Here is a 4,071-nt window from a genome sequence, read left to right on the forward strand (position 1 = left end):
GTGTATCGTACTTAAAGTGTTGTAATAATTGAATAGAATTTTGATTTTTATTTATATAATATCATTTTAAAAGATTCTTTTTAGTAATGTTTTTTTTGAAAAAAGTATCGAAGTTTTTATTACCGCTTTAATTAAGTTTTTTCATAGAATGTGATGGTTTTTTTAAAATTTTTTAAGCTAAGATTTAATATAGTTTAGTGCAAACAGTTAGAATAAATTAACAAAGTGAATTATGAATATACAATTACCTTCATTTATTTTTAAAGTACCAAGATTTTTATTCCTATTTTGTTTCTTGTATACCGTAAATAGTAGTGCTCAGGTTACTGCAAACACCAACCCAAGTAATGCGCAAATTAACCTCGCCCTTCAAGGTCCAGGTATTGTCATTACTGGGGGTACCTTGGTTGGTGCTCAAACAGATGAGGCTATTTTAAGATCAAACCAAGTTGCAACTTTTACAAATGGGATTACGGGTGCAGGTCTAGGTTTTCCTAGTGGTGCCTTTTTCAGTACTGGAAATGCAGCATTTGACTTGGCGAATAGGAATACTGAAATTCAGCGCTCTGATAATCCAGCAGCAGCAACCCTCTCAGATCCCGATTTGTCAACAATAGACGGAACTGCTATCAATGATTTAGTAGCTTATACTTTTACAATTACCTTAGGACCTACCATAACTGGTTTAAAAATAGGGTACCATTTTGGGTCCGAAGAATATCCGGATTATGTAGGTACAAATTTTGATGATGCTTTTGGTTTTTTTATTTCGGGGCCAGGTATTACTGGTAATCGAAATTTAGCCACTACTCCAGCTGGCAGTCCTACATCTATCAACAAAATAAACGGTGGTTTTCCCGGTGTTATAGCAGGAGCGACTCCTGTTGCAGCTTATGATGGAACACAATCTGCTTTATACATAAATAATGGTCATAGTACTACTGTTTCAGGAGGGGCGTATGTAGCTAACACTCCACCACAACCAGGACCTTTTCCTATTTTCAGTGAGTTTAATGGTGTTACAAGGTTTATAACAAGAACTGTTAATAATTTAACTCCAGGTGGGACTTATACCTTTAAGGTTGTTATTGCTGATGCAGGTGATGCTTCCTTAGATTCAGGAGTATTTTTAAATTTAATTGAGGGTTTAACAAATGCTGATTTACAAATTGCGAAAGCTGTAAATAACCCTTCACCTAATGTAGGCAGTAATGTTACCTTTACTTTAACGGCTAGTAATTTGGGGCCAGGTGCGGCAACCGGTGTTAATGTTACAGATGTTTTACCAGCTGGTTATACTTTTGTTAGTGCTTTACCGTCAGTAGGCACTTACGACAACACTACAGGACTTTGGTTAATAGGTGATTTAGCTAACGGTGGGAATGCAACCCTATCTATTGTGGCTAGAGTAAATGCTTCAGGAAGTTATATCAACACAGCAACTATTGCTGGAAATGAAACAGATCCAGTATCAGGCAATAATGCTGATAGTAGAACAACAAGTCCAGTACCGCAAGCCAATGTTGGAATTGTTAAAATTGGAAGCAGTGCTACTGCAACTGTGGGAAACAATGTTACTTTTACATTAACTGCGAATAATGCGGGACCAAGTCCAGCAACGGGTGTTATTGTAAATGATGTTTTACCGGCAGGTTATTCATTTGTAAGTGCATTACCTTCAGTGGGTACCTATAATAGTGGTACAGGTATATGGTCAATAGGGAATTTAGCGAATGGTGCTAGTGCAAGTTTATCAATTGTGGCTCGAGTAAATGCTACGGGAAGTTATGTTAACACTGCTATGATTGCTGCAAATGAGGCTGATCCAATTTCAGCTAACAATACCTCAAAATTTACAATTGTGCCTTATGATGCAACCGCACAAAGGAATTGTAATTCAACTGCTACTACAGCCAATTTGAGCTTTCAAAATCCAGTATTTGTTTCAGGTTCCAATAATGGTATTGCTGATGAAGGCGACGTATATCGTTTTCCAAATGTAACAACCGGCGTTGATGCTTTAGTGACAATATCTGCAATTTTCGGTTCAGGGGGAACACCATCACTTTCAGACTTGGATAAACCAGCGGTGACAGAGGGAGTAGATGGTTTTGATGAAGCATTTCAGCCTTCGATGTTAACTAATGGAGGGAATCCTGTAGCATTTACATTTACATTTAATTTTGTAACTGCAGGAGGAACAATTGCTAATCCGGTACGCTTAAATTATTATGCTTCAGCACTTGATGTAGATGGCGATAATGCTAATTTAAGAGAATATGTAGAAATGAATTTACCGGATGCAAGATTTAACTCTAATCCAACTAATTTAACGTTTGCAACTACTGGTACTAGTTTTAGAGGTACTGCTACAACTAGTGCAGTACAACCAGGCACAGGTGTAGCACCAGGATTTGCATACACTGCCTATTTTGAGAATCGTTCTTCCATGGTTATTACCATAGGTTCAATGGGAGGAACTAATGTTGAGAGATTGAATTCGATTTATTTTAGGGATATTACTTACCCTGGAAGAGAATCAACCGTTTTGACCACTCCACTGCTTTGCGGGAATGTCTCTGTACAAGGAGGAGGAGTCATCTCAGGATCTACGATAAATTTAACAGGTCCCAACAATCAAACAACTACAACAGATGCTTCAGGAAATTACTCGTTTGTCATTCCTATTGCAAGTTTAGGAACTTATACTGTTACACAAACCAATTTGGCTGGCTTCTCTAATTTTTCTGATGTAGAAGGTGCAAATGATAGCGTTATAAATAACAATATCTTTGGTTTCGCATCCATTACCGGTAGAAATTTTGTTGATGCTTCATCTAATGTAAGCGTTGTTAAAACAGTAAATAACGCTACACCAATTGTGGGTAGTAATGTAACGTTCACATTAGCGGCAAATAACGTTGGACCAAGCGACGCAACTGCAGTTGTCGTAAACGATCTACTCCCATCAGGCTACACATATGCTAGTGATAACGGAGCTGGAGCATACAACAGTGGAACAGGAGTTTGGACCATTGGAAACTTAAATAATGGATCTAGTACTACATTATCAATAGTTGCTACTGTAAATGCAACAGGGAGTTATGCAAATACAGCAACTATTTCTGCAAATGAAACCGATCCGACACCAGGGAATAATACTTCAACCTCTACTATAGTTGTTCAATTAGACAGTGACAATGATGGAGTAGGAAATTTTACAGACCTAGATGATGATAATGATGGAATTCGTGACATTGTAGAAGATTGCCAAGGATATTTAGCCCAAAATTCTAATGGTGTTTGGAAAGGTAGTACTGCTTCAAATGTTACTTACACGTTTACAGGTGCAGTCACTCAAACTGCTGTTGCTACTCTTACAGATAATCAAACAAATTTTTACGTAAATATTTCAGGTGGAGAGCAACGCTATGCTAAAAGTGGAAGCGCTAACTTTACAGTCAATTTTAGCACTCCAGTACCAGCAAATCAAATTGCTTTTAATATTGGAGATGTTGATGGTACAATTGGCAGCAGTGCTGCTTCCTACACTTTTAGTGTGAATGGAGGTGCTGCAAATAATAATTTTAGATTAGTAACCCTTGCTAGTGTTAATCCTGATCTAAATTATAATCCTGCATCTGGTGCAATTACTTCTGTTGGATCTATTGATGATCAAAGGATAATGCTTGCTGGTGTAGGTACAAATTTAATAAGTTCTATAAATGTAACGGGATCTAATATTGGATCAGGAGATCTTGTAGCTTATTCTTTCTTCGCAAAAGTAGAATGTGATACAGATTTAGATGGTATTCCTAATTATTTAGATCTTGATTCAGATAACGATGGATGTTCAGATTCTAATGAATATTATAATAATACTACGAGTGCAGCTGCAGGACAGCAATTTGGTCAAACAGGAGGAGCAGTAGCGCCAGTTTTGGCTAACGGTAAAGTAAACTTGCCAGCAGCTACATATACAGGATCTTATGCTAATGTAATTAACAGTACAGTGTTTACCGCTTGTCAAATCATAGCAGGAAACGATACATTAGGCACACCAGCAGCACC

The 4,071-nt window shown here is 37.4% G+C and carries 1 protein-coding gene; it reads left to right on the forward strand.

The window, feature by feature from the left end:
• Positions 1 to 232 precede the first annotated feature (232 nt).
• The coding region (locus DNC80_RS14115; protein WP_182651760.1) for a choice-of-anchor L domain-containing protein at positions 233 to 4,071 on the forward strand (3,839 nt) is incomplete at its 3' end.

Origin of the sequence: Flavobacterium sp. SOK18b (assembly GCF_014156605.1) — a bacterium.
GTDB lineage: Bacteria > Bacteroidota > Bacteroidia > Flavobacteriales > Flavobacteriaceae > Flavobacterium > Flavobacterium tiangeerense.